19 protein-coding genes are annotated in these 16,313 nt (G+C 36.3%); 3 read left to right on the forward strand and 16 right to left on the reverse strand.

Translation table 11 applies throughout. The features are described 5' to 3' along the window. Positions 1-72 precede the first annotated feature (72 nt). From ACODS7_RS18525 to ACODS7_RS18545, 5 genes are all read right to left on the reverse strand, one after another. Positions 73-1,275 (reverse strand): MFS transporter, encoded by a 1,203-nt coding sequence (locus ACODS7_RS18525; protein WP_243168740.1) that lies wholly within the window; start codon positions 1,273-1,275, stop codon positions 73-75. 212 nt (positions 1,276-1,487) lie between these two features. Continuing rightward, the gene (locus ACODS7_RS18530; protein WP_003269603.1) at positions 1,488-2,066 is read right to left on the reverse strand and encodes a TetR/AcrR family transcriptional regulator; all 579 of its coding nucleotides are present in this window, start codon (positions 2,064-2,066) and stop codon (positions 1,488-1,490) included. Between the two features lie 151 nt (positions 2,067-2,217). Then, complete coding sequence (locus ACODS7_RS18535) at positions 2,218-2,532, reverse strand: DMT family transporter (protein WP_000539671.1); 315 nt, start codon at positions 2,530-2,532, stop codon at positions 2,218-2,220. Positions 2,533-2,534: 2 nt separating this feature from the next. Next, the gene (locus ACODS7_RS18540) at positions 2,535-2,879 is read right to left on the reverse strand and encodes a DMT family transporter (RefSeq protein WP_000796022.1); all 345 of its coding nucleotides are present in this window, start codon (positions 2,877-2,879) and stop codon (positions 2,535-2,537) included. 413 nt (positions 2,880-3,292) lie between these two features. Next, entirely contained in the window at positions 3,293-3,652 is a 360-nt protein-coding gene (locus ACODS7_RS18545; protein ID WP_043936790.1) for a MerR family transcriptional regulator, read from the reverse strand. Positions 3,653-3,786: 134 nt separating this feature from the next. On the opposite strand from ACODS7_RS18545, the gene ACODS7_RS18550 reads away from it, so the two are divergent. Further along, entirely contained in the window at positions 3,787-4,557 is a 771-nt protein-coding gene (locus ACODS7_RS18550) for an SDR family NAD(P)-dependent oxidoreductase (RefSeq protein ID WP_243168741.1), read from the forward strand. An 80-nt stretch (positions 4,558-4,637) separates the two neighbouring features. Here ACODS7_RS18550 and ACODS7_RS18555 read toward each other — a convergent pair whose 3' ends face one another. Together ACODS7_RS18555 and ACODS7_RS18560 are read right to left on the reverse strand one after the other, a co-directional pair. Beyond that, the gene (locus tag ACODS7_RS18555) at positions 4,638-5,093 is read right to left on the reverse strand and encodes an N-acetyltransferase (RefSeq protein ID WP_050842641.1); all 456 of its coding nucleotides are present in this window, start codon (positions 5,091-5,093) and stop codon (positions 4,638-4,640) included. A 128-nt stretch (positions 5,094-5,221) separates the two neighbouring features. Next, positions 5,222-5,716, reverse strand: a complete 495-nt coding sequence (locus ACODS7_RS18560) for an Lrp/AsnC family transcriptional regulator (protein ID WP_000446097.1) — start codon at positions 5,714-5,716, stop codon at positions 5,222-5,224. Between the two features lie 205 nt (positions 5,717-5,921). Here ACODS7_RS18560 and ACODS7_RS18565 point away from each other — a divergent pair, with 205 nt between their 5' ends. Continuing rightward, positions 5,922-6,833 carry a DMT family transporter gene (locus ACODS7_RS18565; RefSeq protein WP_001146242.1) on the forward strand — a complete coding sequence of 304 codons (912 nt, stop codon included), beginning with the start codon at positions 5,922-5,924 and terminating at the stop codon, positions 6,831-6,833. 34 nt (positions 6,834-6,867) lie between these two features. Here ACODS7_RS18565 and ACODS7_RS18570 read toward each other — a convergent pair whose 3' ends face one another. The 9 genes from ACODS7_RS18570 to ACODS7_RS18610 form a co-directional block, all read right to left on the reverse strand. Further along, entirely contained in the window at positions 6,868-7,353 is a 486-nt protein-coding gene (locus ACODS7_RS18570) for a PRK06770 family protein (RefSeq protein ID WP_029443245.1), read from the reverse strand. After that, complete coding sequence (locus tag ACODS7_RS18575; RefSeq protein WP_016082734.1) at positions 7,353-7,754, reverse strand: nuclear transport factor 2 family protein; 402 nt, start codon at positions 7,752-7,754, stop codon at positions 7,353-7,355. The genes ACODS7_RS18570 and ACODS7_RS18575 overlap by 1 nt, the downstream gene beginning before the upstream one ends. Positions 7,755-7,908: 154 nt before the next feature. Continuing rightward, positions 7,909-8,313, reverse strand: coding sequence for a DoxX family protein (locus ACODS7_RS18580; RefSeq protein ID WP_029443244.1), 405 nt, complete (start codon positions 8,311-8,313; stop codon positions 7,909-7,911). Between the two features lie 152 nt (positions 8,314-8,465). Further along, positions 8,466-9,539, reverse strand: coding sequence for a DUF871 domain-containing protein (locus ACODS7_RS18585; RefSeq protein ID WP_098137992.1), 1,074 nt, complete (start codon positions 9,537-9,539; stop codon positions 8,466-8,468). 48 nt (positions 9,540-9,587) lie between these two features. Continuing rightward, positions 9,588-10,952, reverse strand: a complete 1,365-nt coding sequence (locus ACODS7_RS18590) for a PTS transporter subunit EIIC (RefSeq protein ID WP_000711299.1) — start codon at positions 10,950-10,952, stop codon at positions 9,588-9,590. Between the two features lie 24 nt (positions 10,953-10,976). Next, on the reverse strand, positions 10,977-11,861 hold the full coding sequence (gene murQ / locus ACODS7_RS18595; RefSeq protein ID WP_000892345.1) for an N-acetylmuramic acid 6-phosphate etherase: 885 nt from the start codon (positions 11,859-11,861) through the stop codon (positions 10,977-10,979). A gap of 311 nt (positions 11,862-12,172) precedes the next feature. Continuing rightward, the gene (locus tag ACODS7_RS18600) at positions 12,173-13,036 is read right to left on the reverse strand and encodes a MurR/RpiR family transcriptional regulator (protein WP_000648168.1); all 864 of its coding nucleotides are present in this window, start codon (positions 13,034-13,036) and stop codon (positions 12,173-12,175) included. Between the two features lie 30 nt (positions 13,037-13,066). Continuing rightward, positions 13,067-13,381, reverse strand: a complete 315-nt coding sequence (locus tag ACODS7_RS18605) for a hypothetical protein (RefSeq protein WP_000704960.1) — start codon at positions 13,379-13,381, stop codon at positions 13,067-13,069. Between the two features lie 124 nt (positions 13,382-13,505). Then, a complete protein-coding gene (locus ACODS7_RS18610) occupies positions 13,506-14,729 on the reverse strand; it encodes a cation:proton antiporter (RefSeq protein WP_050427771.1) in 1,224 nt (407 codons plus the stop codon). A gap of 105 nt (positions 14,730-14,834) precedes the next feature. Here ACODS7_RS18610 and bcaP point away from each other — a divergent pair, with 105 nt between their 5' ends. After that, complete coding sequence (gene bcaP, locus ACODS7_RS18615) at positions 14,835-16,295, forward strand: branched-chain amino acid transporter BcaP (RefSeq protein WP_172452147.1); 1,461 nt, start codon at positions 14,835-14,837, stop codon at positions 16,293-16,295. The last annotated feature ends 18 nt before the right edge of the window (positions 16,296-16,313 follow it).

Below are 16,313 nucleotides of genomic sequence, written 5' to 3' on the forward strand. Positions count from 1 at the left end.
GGGAACAAGTGGTTTAGGTGTTTTGATAGGTGTCCCGTTTTCAGGGTTCACTTCACGTCGTAAGGGGTTTTATTACTTAGCAAAACTTTCAGCCAACTGTTTCTCTCTCCACATAAATGTAATGCCGAGACCAACTATTAAAACAACGCCTGAAAATGCATATGGATAATGAATATTCATATCAAATAATATTCCACCCATCGCTGGTCCTGCGATATTACCTAAACTCGTATAAGTTGAGTTCATACCAGCGACGAATCCTTGCTCTTTTCCAGCTGCTTTTGATAAAAATGTCGTTAAAGCTGGACGAAGTAAATCAAATGCTAAGAAAATGAAGCAAGTAACGAGAAGTACAATCCAATAATTAAAGACTACAGTTGAGACGAATGCTAATACTGCACCTACAATTAAACATATTTGAATTAACACTTTCTCACCGAACATGTCTACCAATTTGCCAAACATAAATACTTGCACAACTACCCCAAAGATTGAACTAATTGTAATAATTGCTGCAATATCTTTCGGCGAGAAACCAAATTTATGATCAGAGAACAAGCTAAACACTGTTTCATACGCTGATAATCCGAATGCGAGTACAAATACGATAATAAATGCAATTGCATACATTGGATGTAATGATTTCTTTAAATCACCAATAAAACTTGATTCCTTCGTATTAGAAGAAATCTCTGCAAGTTCTTCTTTCGTTAACGGTTCTTTTAAAATAAATATCGAAATCACACATGCTATAAAGGCAATCGCTGCTGCAACGAAAAACGGCACACGTATACCGTATTCTGCAATAAATCCGCCGATTCCAGGCCCTATAATGAATCCAGTACTAATCGCTGCAGATAAGTATCCCATCGCCTTTGGACGTTCCTGAATAGATGTAATATCCGCAACATATGCCGTAACACCAGGCATAATAAACGCAGCACTAATTCCACCTAACACCCTTGCTACATAAAGCATCCATACATCTTTTCCCAATCCAAAAAGAAGCTCTGAAACACCAAAAATAAATAATCCAATGATTATCATTTTCTTCCTACCGTAAAGATCAACCCATCGGCCTGTAATAGGTGAAGTAATGAGCTGTGCCATTGCAAATACTGCAACGAGATATCCCATCGTCTTCCCTGTTAAACTCATATCATTCATAAAGGACGGCATAACCGGAATGATTAATCCAATCCCTAGAAAAGCGATAAATATATTACTCAAAAGAATGACCAATACCATCTTTTGTTCTTTTATCTGTTTCTTCACTTTTTAACACCTCTTCCCGTAAGTTCCTCTCAAAAAATAATGCCCAAGAAGCTTTTTCTTTATCCTGCTCTTTGCGGGCTAGTAATGAGTGAAGATGCCTCCACTCATTAGAATTTCACTCTATCCTTCCACACATACATAAGCATTAGGTGAATGACTATCATTCAGTTTTCCTCAAAAATGAACCTACCTTTTCAGACAGGTTCATCTTACTACTTCTTTATATGTAGTGCATGTGTTAAAAAATCTAGTACTTCTGCCTTTTGTAGCTCGACTTGCTCATCATCTTTATGATCATATAAATAAACTTGTTCCGCTGCTGATTCAACAAGAGCGATAAATAACTTCGCTGTTCGTTCTGCGTGAACCGAATCACGAATTTCACCAGCTTCTTTCGCCTCACTTAAAAATTCACTTAACCACATATAAAGAGGCTCATACACAGCTTCCCACTCTTTTATATGTTCTGTAGATGCAAGACCCGCATACATTAAAGCTTGTATTTCACGGTATTCCTCTATAAAGTGAAACACCGCATCGATTACTTGTGCCACTTTATTTGAAAAAGGTACATCTTTTTGTACTTTCTCTTTCACTGCAAGTATCATCTTTTCAACCATCACTTCTGCTATTGCAGGCATAACAGATAGCTTAGAAGGAAAATATAAATAGAAAGTTCCTTGCGCAATGCCAGCTAATTTCACGATATCAGAAATCTTCGTTTTTTCGACGCCCTTTTCCTGAAACACTTCAATAGCTGCATAGACAATTTTCTCTTTTTTATTCATCATCTAAACCCTTTCACACGCATATTGAATGACTGTCACTCATTTTATAAGATAATTGATTGTACTGTCAATGATAGTGAACTCTAAGAGGAAGTCATTTTTTTATAATAAAATCTCCTAATAAACAATTAGGAGATAAAAATACAATATATCTTTAAGAAAGTGCCTTTAATCCTGTCACTCCACATACAATAAGAAACACACTAATAATACGCGCTTTGCTTTTCGACTCACCAAACAAGAACATGTTTAACAAAACTGCACCTGCTGTTCCTATACCAATCCAAACCGCATACGCGACACTTACTTGTAAAAATAAGAAGGAAGTATACAAAAATGCGAAGGATGTAGCAAACCCGCCTATATAAATCGCACCATTGGCTAATGTTTTATCTTTACTATACATTTTAAGTCCTATCACACCGACTATTTCACTAATTGCAGCACAAAATACGAAAAACCAACCCATCTTTAAGCAGCTCCTTCCACAGTTTCTTCTTTATTATCAGCAAGCTTTAAACCGATAACGCCAGCTACAACCATCACGATAAAGAATAACTTCCCTACACTGAAACTTCCTCCGAAAAGAAATACATCCATCAAGAAAGTACCTACCGTACCAGCTCCGGCGAAAACAGCATATACAGTCCCTGTTGCAAGATGTTCACACGCTTTAGAAAGGAAGTGAAAATCAACAGCGATAACTCCTAAAATAATAATCCAATGCCACCAAGTATTAGCCGTATTAAAACCAAACACCCAAAAAATTTCAAAGATACATGTTAATATGACATATAACCAAGCTCTATTTTTCATACCTCTCACCTCTTATGACTGACTATCAGTCATTTTTGTTTTAAAAAAATATACTTTTTCATCAATACTATATAAAAACAACTATCATCCTCATTTACCATTGTATTTGTTCCATTTTTAAACTAACTACATCCTGTCACATAAAAAATGACTGAATGTCATTCATATATATTGTACATGAACATTTTAAAAACTGTCAATGCCGAAAGTTTTTTTAAAATTTCTTTCATCCGATTTGTATATTTCTCAATAATCTGTTAATACTGCTAGTAACATAATATTTTCTCCACTCCCCCTTGGAGAGATCCCTTGAATGGAGCAGTTAGCTTTTGCTAGCTGCTCTTTTTTATTTGTCCGTACACTATGATGAAATACTCATAGATCAAATCCATTTTTCATCACATAACAACCATCTATTTATTTTCCAATAAGTTTTTGTATGCACTAATTTTATTCTCAAGCATCTTCTCTGTAACCTCTAAGTTTTCTCTTTGAATCTGAATAGATTTCCTATGATCTTCTAGGAGCTGTAAACGAGCTTCTGTTGTATGCTCCCCTTCTGTATATAGTCTAGCGTATTCTCTTATTTTCGCTATTGGCATTTGCGTTTGTTTTAATTTCATTACAAACTGCAACCACTTTATATGTGACTCTTCGTAAAGTCGATTTCCATTTGTATCACGATTTGCAATTAATATATTTTCCTTTTCATAATAGCGTAGTGTATATGTGCTCACTCCTAATAACTTTGCTACCTCGCTAATTGTGTACATACTCAAACTCCCTCCATATGCTTACCCTCATATATTTTATGACCGAATCAAATTTATAAAAAACATTTGACTTAGAGTATACTCTAACAAATACAATCTAACCATAAATGAATTTGAATTTAGGGGGATGTTATATGAAATACACGGTTATTACTGGCGCAAGTTCTGGAATTGGTTATGAAACAGCTTTAGCATTTGCATCTCGCGGAAAAAATTTAGTACTTGTAGCTCGAAGACAAGAAGAATTAAACGGATTAAAATTGAAAATTAACGAAATGCATCCTGAGTTGGATGTTGTCATTCGAAAAACTGATTTATCTGTGACTGAAGATGTTTATAAACTTTATGAAAGCCTACAAGCTTTTCAAATTGAAACGTGGATTAACAACGCAGGTTTTGGTAATTTCGCCTCAATTGCTGAACAAAATTTAAATAAAATAGAGACGATGTTGCATGTCAATATAGAAGCACTAACAATACTCTCTTCTCTTTTCGTTCGAGATTATTCAATGGTTGATGGAACACAGCTTATTAACGTTTCATCGGGCGGCGGATACACAATTGTTGCTGATGCTATTACGTATTGCGCTACGAAATTCTATGTAAGTGTCTTTACAGAAGGGCTGTCTCACGAACTGAAAGAACAAGGCGCAAAACTGCAAGCAAAAGTTTTAGCTCCTGCTGCAACTGAAACAGAATTTGCGAAACGTTCATTTGATATTGATGAATTCCAATACGATAATGTTGTACCAAAATTCCACACTGCAAAACAAATGGCACAATTTATGCTCGATCTTTATGATAATGATAAAGTTGTAGGAATTGTCGACGGTTTAACGTATAACTATGAACTTAAAGATCCACTTTATAATTTTGCCGTGAGACAAAAGAATTCAAATTCTTAATAACCTGTCCATTTCTTATGGAAATATATATTCCCACTATATATGTAAATAATAGTGGGAACTTTTTCCCTATAAATTTTTCATCCAACATACCGCACCATCGCCACTTCATCACAATAATCCACCTTTGGGCAATGTCTACAATCAATCCATACTTTCTCTGGCAACGTTTCTTTATTTACAAAAGCAAATCCACACTTTTGAAAAAATACTGTTTCATATGTTAAGGAAATTACTCTTCTTACATTTATTTTCGTAGCTTCCTCCATTACATGATTTACGAGCATACGCCCTATCCCTTTCCCTGCATATGTATGCGAAACTACTAACGATCGTATTTCTGCAAGATCTTCCCCTAATACATGTAATCCAGCAACTCCAACAATTCTCTCGTCTTCTTTCATAACATATAAACATTGCAAATATTGATAAAGAGACAAAAGAGAACGTGGTAAAACAACTCCCTCTTTTGCATAAACCTCAATAAGACTATAAATTTCTTTCACATCACTCGTCACCGCATTACAGATTTTCATATTACATCCCCTTGCCCTCGATATTAATATTTATAACTCAAAATGAATTTTAATTCATATTTTTATATAATAATACATCTCTCTTTTCTCCTCGTCAATCAATTTATACAAACAAAAAACCAAGCAATCTAATCGATGCTCGGTTCCTCATTTCGTATCGGCAATACCGTCGAATATTTAATTTCACGAAGTGCTAAACTTGTCTGTATCCTTGTAATACCAAGCTTATTCAGCTTTCTAATAAACTGCTCTAGTTCTTTACGATCACGATTTGCAACCTTTAATAAATAATCGTACTCTCCTGTTAAACAGTGACATTCTAACACTTCTGGCATCGATTCTAATTCTTTCTCCAACACTTCCAACTTGTCAAATTGATGAATATTCGTACTCATAAAAATAAAGCATAATAAATCAAATCCAAGCTTTTCTTGATTTAAAATCGCAACTTGCTTATCGATGAAACCTTCCCCATCTAACCTTTTTATTCTTGCATGCATCGCAGCCGGTGATAAATTAACGCGACGTGCCAGCTCTGCATTACTTACTTGTGACTCCTTCTGCAATATATCTAAAATTTGTACATCCAAATCATCCAACACTTTAATAACAGACGACTCCATTACAATTCCCCCTTTTTTCTTACCGATGATTATTCGAAAAAATACCTTATAATTTACCCAAAACTGAATATCATTCCGTAAATATCATTCATAGATAAATATTTTATCGAGTTTTAACCATTATACAAAAGAATATATTACACAATAAAGAAAAATGCTAAAATTATTTACAATTCGTATTGATTACAAAAAAGGGGATTTTAGCATGCCTTATTTTTACGTCTTTTTACTATTACTAACGAGCTTATTATGGGGAGGAAATTTTGTCGTTGGAAAATCACTCGTTGATCATGCATCGCCGATGACACTGACAAATTTAAGATGGATGATTGCAATTGTTTGTTTATTACCAATGGTATGGTTTAAAGAAAAGAAAATCCTTCCACCACGTACCGCAATACTTCCGTTAATATTGATGGGAATTTCAGGGGTCGCTCTTTTTAACATCTTTCAATTTTTAGCATTAGAAAAAACATCCGCTACGAATGTAGGTCTTATCTCTACATTGAATGCAATTTCAATCGCATTATTTTCAGTATTATTTCTAAAAGAAAAAGTAAATACACTTCAAATCCTATCCATGATTCTTTCATTCTTCGGGGTTATCCTCGTCCTATTAAAAGGTGATTTCTCGCTTTTATTTTCACTACATTTTAATAGTGGCGATTTATGGATGATTGCAGCAGTTTGTATTTGGGGAATCTATTCTGTTTGTAGTAAATGGGCAACAAAAACAACTACACCACTTATGGCAACGTTGTACTCTGGTATTTTCGGCGTTATTTTATTACTACCGTTTAACATAGGTAGCTTCACTGTTTCAAATATAAATACTTCTTTCATCACATCACTTTTATATACTGGGCTTATTTCGACAGTTCTTTGTATGGTATTTTGGAATATTGGCGTACAAAAATTAGGCGCAACTACATCAGGTATTTTTCTAAACTTCAATCCAATTTTCACAGCCATTTTAGCATTCATATTCCTCGGAGAAGAATTAACGTGGATACAAATTTTAGGAACAATTGTCGTTGTAACAGGATGTTATTTATTTTCTCATTTTAAAACTGTTGCCGTTCAGCCTGTTAGACCTTTAATGCGAAAACATTCTTAATGAAAAAACATCGTCATCTGGGTTGGCGATGTTTTTATTTTCTCTTCATTTCTTTTATATACTGCTTTTCCTCTTCTGGCGATAAACGTTCCGTCGCCTTGCCAGTATCTCCACCTTGAAGGCTCCATAAAAAGTTATGCTCCTCAACAGTTTGAGAAAAATCTCCTTTTTCCCATCTATTTATAATAGAAAATAACTTCATTTTATATTGAAAACCTGTACTATTTTCAATATCTCTTTTTATATTAGAAATTTCCTTTTTTGTCATCTCTACAAATCCCCATTTTTCAGAGGATTTTACCTTTTGGTGGACCATTTTATGCATAGTAGAAATAATTTCACCTTCACTAATTTGCGGAGCTTCTTCTGCAGCTTTTTTCTCTTTTTCGTTTGCCGCTCGCTCGGTTTGAATATTTGTATTTTCTTTTTCCACATATGCAAGCAATTTCTTTCCGCCAACTATAGAAGAGATGATTACCATAATGGTAATACATATACCTACAATCCATTTAGAAAGCATTAGCTCTTCATCGCTTCCCTAACAATATGACTATCTACATACTGCTTAAACTTCACGATTTTTCCGTTCTCAAGCTGCCATACATGAACAAATTCTGCTTCAAATGATTTTCCTGTTTCTTTATAAACTCCAGAATACATACCTTCAGCAATAATTACATCTTTTCCGTTTACTTCATGATATGTATTTACACTTGCTTTATAATCATCCCATTCTGATCCTAAACGGCTAAATACATTTTCCATTATAGCTTCTACGCCTTTATATGTTCCGCCATACGGGAAACCTTCTGCCTCTGTCCATTCCACTTTTTCAGAGAGGGCCTCTGCTAAATGCTTTGCATTCGAAGAAGCTGATCCTTCATACGTGCTTTGAATAATTTCTAAATTTGATTTAGGCATATTACTTCCTCCCGTTTATTTATTTTTACACAAGACGTAACCAATGTAGTTACATCTTGTGTAAAAAAATATTTAAATTGTTTCATTCGTAATTCATTAGTTGTAATCATTATAGTTACAATAATTCTTCAAGTCAACAATTTATAAATAAAATTTACTTCGTTTTCATTACTTTCTCTTTTAAGAAACGATCTACATATCCTTCTGCTTTTACTACGAATAAATACGCACCCATTGATAATAATGCAAGATCTAATTCATATCCTGGATTCTTTCCATCTCCTAATAAACCTGCTGCTCCATTTACCTTTACGATAGCTCCAGCTAAAATAAGAGCGAATAACAATCCTACATATCGTACACCTAAACCGATAATTAATAATATACCACCAACTAATTCTACAGCTGCTACGCCGTATGCAAGGCCACCTGGTAAACCGATGCTTGTAAACCATCCTGCTACATTATCGATACCTGATTGAAACTTTGCTAAACCATGTGCAAAGAACGTAACTCCTAACACGATACGAATAATTAAATTCCCAATATATTGATTCATTTTGAACTCTCCTTTTTGTTTTGTTATGGTGAACTTTTATTCACAAGTCAAAACAATACGGTATTTTATTTCATTCGTCAAATACTTTTTTAAAGAAAACAAAAAACATTATCCCTTTTACGGATAATGTTTTCCTACAAAATAGCGCTAATTCAAGCTTTTATTCTATCGCATAAAAAAAGTTGAAACATTTTTCCAGCGCCAATATAAGGCAGTAAAGAAACGTCCTCTTCCACAACCATTCCAACAACATTCACTTTCTCATCTACAGGTAAATCATGTGTGGCAACTTGCATCTCCCCTGCATATCTACCGTACAATTCATTATCAATTGTAATACTGCCCTTCTTTCTTACAATTGTATGCATCGGCTGTAACACCACTCTATTTCCTTCCCTTGATTCTACAGATCGAATAACATCACGAGCCGGATCTAGTCTATTTGTATGCACTTGCTCCACCACTTTTAATACTTCTTTATCAGTTATAAATGATTTGTAACGCAATGGAATAATCCCTCTACCCGCACTAGCTACTTCTTCCATGCTTTCCGAACCTGCGCTTATATCCCCAATCAACACTTTATCGACGCCACAATCTTGAACCAGTTCTAAATACGCTTCAAGCGGGCGCATATTGCGGTGTTTCTCTAACGTCGGTAAACCTTCATATAACGGACCACGTTTTTCCGCATCTCCTGGAATAAATGCCATCGTTTTTATTCCGCACTCCTGTAAATATTGATTTTGCTTTTGTAAGAAGGACCTTGCTAGTCCTGTCTCTGGACGTGGGTAAAAATTATGCCACGCTTCTACATTCTCTACTCGTATATGTTCTGTAAGTAACTCTTTCCAAAATGACTTTGTAATCGTACTCGCATTTAAAGCTACTTTCATCTTATGAGATACGCTTGCAATTTCTTTTGGCGCAATGCCGTAATCCATTCTTAAACCGGTAATGCCCCAGTCCAATAGCTCTTCCACATTTTCATATGTTAGCCCTAAATGGTGTAACGATTTTGGAGAAACATCAACCATTAACTCCATTTCATGTGCAAGAGCTTGTTTCCCTAATATTTGAATTAACTCTTTATACGTATTTGGATCATCTTCTGGAATGTGCAGTGATGTAAAAATAGATGTAAATCCATTTTCCTTCGCTACTTTTAGCCACTCTTCTTGTTTCTCTACTCGTTCTTTTGAAAGATAAATGGAAACTCCGATCATATAAATCTCCCTTTCTATTAATAGAAAAAGAGAAAGGAATCCCTTTCTCTATATGTTTTCTGCCATTTCTTCTTTAAATCCGAAGAAGTACGTGAAGATAAATCCGAAAGCATATGCAATTACTAAACCTAAGAAATATAGTAAATATTTATTGTCAGCAATTAACGGAATTAAAGATAGCCCTGATACGCCAATTCCAAGTGAAGCCGTTTGCATAACTGCTTGGAATGCACCACCGACAGCCGCTCCTAAACAAGCAGTAATAAACGGTTTCCCAAGTGGTAATGTAACCCCGTATAATAACGGCTCACCAATTCCTAAAAAGCCAACTGGCAATCCACCTTTAATCACATTACGAAGTCGTTTATTTTTTGTTTTTACATAAATTGCAATCGCTGCGCCCACTTGGCCAGCACCAGCCATTGCGAGTACCGGTAATAAAGGTGTTACGTGTGTTTGATTAATAAATTCCATATGAATTGGTGTTAAACCGTGATGTAATCCGACCATAACGAGAGGTAAAAATGTTCCCGCAAGTACTGCGCCAGCAAATGCTCCGCCAATATTTAAAATAGCATTAATTCCGCTCGTAATACCATCTGATAAGAAACCTGCTAATGGCTGAATGGCTAACATCGTTACGATACTTACAACTAATACAGTAATGAGTGGTGTCACGATAATATCAACTGCATTTGGCACTGCTTTTCGAACTTGTCTTTCCACTACAACCATAAGCCATGCTGCAAAAATAACTGCAAACAATCCGCCCCGTCCGGGCACTAATGCTTCACCAAACAATTTTACGTTTGCCATCGCCGGGTTAAAAATTAAAATACCAGCAATTGCCCCAAGAACCGGTGTCCCGCCAAACTCTTTCGCTGTATTCCAGCCGACTAAAATTCCTAAGAATGTAAAGATACCGCCGCCAATGAGTAGTAACATTTGTAACCATGTTGCATTTGGATCAGCACCAGCGTTTTTCGCAAAGTTAGCAACCCCGTTTATAATTCCTGACGCAACAAGCCCCGGAATTAACGGAATAAAAATACTTCCTATTTTTCGTAAAAAGTTTTTCACTGGGGTATTATTTTTCTTCTTAATCTCTGACTTCATCTCTTGCCCAATATCTTCAAGGTGATGATCTGCTACCTCACCAATTCGTAGTCCTGTCAAACCTTCCATTTTAGCTGCTACTTTATTTACTGTTCCTGGGCCAACGACAACTTGAAGCGTCTCATCTTCTATAACACCCATAACACCTTCAACTTTTTTCAAAAGGTCCATGTTTACTTTACTTTCATCATGAAGCGTTAAACGTAGTCTCGTCATACAATGAGCAATACTACGAATGTTTTTTATTCCCCCAAGTTGCTCCGAAATTTCCTTGGCCATTCTCTCTTCTTTCTTCATAATAGAATCCCCCTCCCTATTATTTTATAGTGCTTTCTTCACAAACCCTTTTGCGTATTTTAGTTTCTCCAGTGCTTCCCCATACTCACACTGCAACAACACCATAACAATGGCAGCTTTTACGTTACGTTCTGCCTTTTCATAATACTCTGCCGCTACTTCATAACTAGCGCCTGTTGCTTCCACAATAATTCGTTTTGACCGTTCTACTAACTTTTCATTTGTGGATTGAACATCTACCATTAAGTTTTTATATACTTTTCCTACACCAATCATCGAAGCTGTTGAAATCATATTCAGCACTAATTTTTGTGCTGTACCAGCTTTTAAACGCGTTGATCCTGTTAATATTTCTGCACCTGTCTCTACTTCCACATTTAACTTTGCATATTTACTTATTTCAGCATTTTTATTACAAGAAATACTTGCTGTACTCGCTCCTACGCTCTGTGCGTATTTCAAGCCGCCAATTACGTAAGGAGTTCTACCACTTGCAGCAATTCCAATCACTGTATCTTTCTCATTTAATCCAATACTTTTTAAATCTTCTTCTGCTAACTCTTCGCGATCTTCGGCACCTTCCACCGCCTTGGTAAACGCTTTCAATCCACCTGCTATAAATCCTTGCACCATTTTATCATCCGTGCCAAATGTCGGCGGACATTCCACTGCATCTAGAATACCTAAACGACCACTCGTACCAGCACCAATGTAAATTAAGCGTCCCTCTTCTTCAAAAGATTTAATAACAGTCTGTACAACCTTTTCAATTTGTTCTATCTCTTTTTCAACTGCTAACGCAACAGTTCGATCTTCTTCATTCATACTTTGCAACACTTCTTTTATGCTCATTTCATCCAGATTCATTGTTTTCTCATTACGATGTTCTGTCGATAAATTTTCTAACATATTTCCACCCTCTTTGAAATTATATTTCACACTTTTATTATAACTTCAAGAAACTAAAAATCAATAACTCTTTCTTATTTTATGAAATAAAATTTCACAACATGACATATTTTTGTCAAAGATAATAAAGTGAAACTTTAATCAGTGGGGGTTTTGTTCATCCCCACTGATTATTAGCCCGCACCAATCGGGCTTTTACGGGCAGTTGATCCCCCACCTAACTTTCTTTGCTTCCGCTGAATTTTGAAGTGGGGGTCTTACTGCCCGGCAAATAGCGGGATAAAAAAAGATGAGTCTCCTCATCTTTTCTTCTACTTTAACTTCCGTAACCGCAACGCTTCTTCTCGCGTCTCCATAAATTGATCCAATACTTTATTGCCAATTCGGTTGAAAGTAATCACATATAAAGCATCAATCATATTCAGTTGCGTCATTCTCGACGCAATACTTGCAATACGATGATCTTGTTCTACATCTGGCATACAAAGACGAATGTCCGCTTCTTTATATAAGGGGGATGATTGATCTAGCTTCGTAATTCCAATAACAGTTGCACCTTGTCTCTTTGCATACTGCGCCATTTCAAGCACATCTCTCGTTCGACCAGATGTTGAAATCGCAACAAATATATCGCCTTCTTTTAAATTCGTCACAAGCGGCAACATCATATGAAAATCAGATAGCATCATCGCTGTAAATCCAAGCCGTGTAAATTTATACGCCCCATCCATTGCTGGCGTAGCTGATCCACCTACGCCGTAAAATATAATTTTGCCCGCATTGACAATACGATCTGCAGCTTTCTCAAGTTCCTTCTTATCTATCGCAGTAACGCTCGCCTCAATTGCAGCTTTATTCACATAAGTGACTTTATTAAACAAATCGTACGGTCCATCTTCCGTATTCATCACTGAAAAATCGTTAATATTATAATCAGCAATCGTTAATTCACGAACGAGTGCTATCTTAAATGCTTTAAAACTTCCGATCCCAATCGACTTACAAAAACGAACGACACTCGCCTCACTTGCGCCTGCATTCGTTGACACTTCTTTCGTCGTTAAGTTCGGAACAATCTCTGCATTCTCCATTATGTACATGGCAACCTTCTTTTCAGCTGGTGAAAATTGATCCATATTACTTTCAATTTTAAATAGTAATGTTGAAGCTTTCACTATTTAACCTCCACTTCTTACGGTTGGCGTTCACTTATTTTCTCTTGCTTCAAGAAGGTAAAAACCATCATCGCCAGGAGGATGAAACACATTTACAATGCGATTCCCTTTTTGATAAACAGTTCTTTCTCCTTCTGTCCACTTCTCTTTCCAACCGTTCATCCAAATCGCAACATCAGGTAAAAAAGCAGTATATTTCAGCTTCTGACCGTACTCACCATCTGCTTCTTCCGAAAAAATAGAAACCGGAAAATCTTTCACTTTTGATTCTTTCCATGCAGTAAATGGTATACATACTGCAATAAGTACGATTACACCGATAACCTTCTCCTTCGTAATCTTCACACTTCCCTCTCCTTGTCATATCACATACATAGATTTTACCATAATTACAAACCCTTCATGCTATATGACCATTGCTTTTTGGAATAAAAAAAGAGCTTACCTGCATCAGATAAGCCCTTCCTCTCTATACAAAATATTTCTTCAAAAGTGGCGGTGTAATAATCGTCGTCAATATAACAACAATAACAATCGCTGTGAAATTTTCTTTCGCTAATAAATTCGCCGTAAGTCCATTTGCTGCGATGATAAGTGCTACTTCACCACGTGATACCATCCCCGCGCCAATACTAATAGAAGATTGGAGATTAAAACCTGTCAATCTCGCTCCTAAACCTGATCCAATTAACTTTGTGAAAATCGCAATGAGGGTCATAATAATAATGAACCAAAGCTGGCTTCCAATGCCTTGAAATGTAATTTCCATTCCGATACTTACGAAGAATACTGGAACAAATATTGCATAAGCAATCGGTTCAATTTTATGTTCCACTTCATGCTTATACTCTGTTTGAGAAATAGCAATTCCTGCTGCAAATGCTCCAATAATGCCTGCAATTCCCATCATTTCACTGTAATAAGAAAAAGAGAAGCAAATAATAAGAGCCGCGCTAATTAACGCTTCTGTTACACGAAGCGGGACAAGCATTTTCATAATCCAAGGAACGACTTTCCAAGCAATAAAAACAATACTTACAAAGAAAATAATTTTCTTTGCAATGACAAGTGTTATATTTACATCTTGTGTTCCTAAAAAACTCATTACAAATGCCAATAAAATAACGACAATGACATCATCAAATACAGCAGCACCTAAAATTGTTGTACTTTCTCTCGTATTCATTTTTCCTAAATCACGTAGCGTCTGCACCGTAATACTAACCGATGTTGCGCAAAGTAATAATCCTAAAAAAATGGCATGGGACTGCATTAATCCAAACAGCAATCCTGTTACATAACCACCGATGAAAGGAAAAATAATTCCACCAGCCGCTACTGCAAATGACGATTTCAAATTCCGATTTAACTCTTCTAAATCTGTTTCAAGTCCCGCCATAAACATAAGTAACAAAACACCAATCTCACTCAGTTCATCAATTAGTTCAGAACTATTAATAATACCGAGTACAGCTGGACCGATAATAATACCGACAATTAACTTACCAAGTACAGAAGGCTGACCAAGTCTCACACTAATGTCACCAGCTAATTTCGTACAAAGTAAAATGACGACAAGTTCAAAATAAAATAACATAGCATCTGCTCCTACTTTAACTTTAATCAGTGGGTCGTTAACCCCCGTCCATTTCTGCAAGTAGTTTCCCCTATTGATCCGCATTTTATTTGTCATATTTTTATTTGACAAAATATTCTGAATTATATTAAGATTAATCCAGCAATTTTAAAAAACTACATACCATAACTGCACCTCCACTTCCTTACTTACTCTTTTCTCATGGGCTCATACTATAGCCGCCGTTATGGAAATGAAAAAATGGAGGGAGAGTCCAAAGTGAAGTCATTATTACGAAAAAAAGCGCTTAGTACTGAATCACCAAAGCAACTCGAGAGAACATTAACAGCACTCGATTTAACGTTCTTAGGAATCGGCGCCGTAATTGGGACAGGGATCTTTGTATTAACAGGTATTGTTGCAGCAAAACATTCTGGTCCTGGTATTATGCTATCATTCCTTATTGCTGCATTTACTTGTGCTTGTGTAGCCTTTTGTTATGCTGAATTTGCTTCTTCTATTCCTGTCTCAGGAAGTGTGTATACTTACGCATATATGACAGTCGGAGAAGTCGTCGCCTTCATCGTCGGATGGTGTTTAATGCTCGAATATTTACTTGCAGTCGCGGCAGTAGCTGTCGGTTGGTCTGGTTATTTGCAATCATTACTACAAGGGTTCAATATACACCTGCCCGCCATAATCGCCTCGGCCCCCGGCGTAGGAAAAGGTGGTCTCATCGATTTACCAGCTGTCTGCATTTTACTTCTTATTACCGGCCTTTTAAGTTTTGGTATACGTGAAAGTGCACGCATTAATAATATTATGGTTCTTATTAAACTAGCTGTTATCATTGCCTTTATCGTAGCAGGCGCAAAATATGTAAAGCCTGAAAACTGGACACCGTTCATTCCATTCGGATACGACGGTATTATTACCGGAGCTGCCACTGTATTCTTCGCCTTTTTAGGTTTTGATGCAATCGCAACCGCTGCAGAAGAAACGAAAAAACCGCAGCGTGACTTACCAATTGGTATTATCGGTTCTCTTCTTATTTGTACTGTTTTATATATGATCGTATCTTTCGTTTTAACAGGTATGGTTCCTTATACGCAATTAGACGTTTCTGATCCAGTTGCATTTGCATTGCATTTCGTTGGTGAGGACACAATTGCAGGACTACTCGCTGTTGGAGCGATGACTGGAATGACAACCGTCCTTTTAGTCGTTATGTATGGACAAGTTCGCGTTTCGTATGCGATGAGCCGTGACGGTCTACTTCCAAAAGCGTTATCACGTGTAAATAAAAGAGTAAAAATCCCTTTATTAAACACGTGGATTACTGGCGTTGTTGCCGCTTTATTAGCAGGACTTTTAGATTTACATTTGCTAGCGAATTTAGTAAACATCGGTACGTTAACAGCCTTTACATTCGTTTGCTGCGCAGTACTTATTTTACGAAAAACACATCCTGACTTAAAACGCGGATTCCGTACACCTTTCGTACCTGTATTACCAGTTGTCGCGATTCTTTGCTGCTTATATTTAATGATCAATTTGTCTAAAACAACATGGATTAGCTTTGCAGTTTGGCTTATAGTCGGCTTATGCTTCTATTTCTTCTACTCTAGAAAACATAGTCACTTAGCTACCGAAAAAACGAATGATGAAAAGAAAAAAGCATAACAAAATAGCTCGCCGTTT

Source organism: Bacillus sp. FG16 (assembly GCF_057809515.1).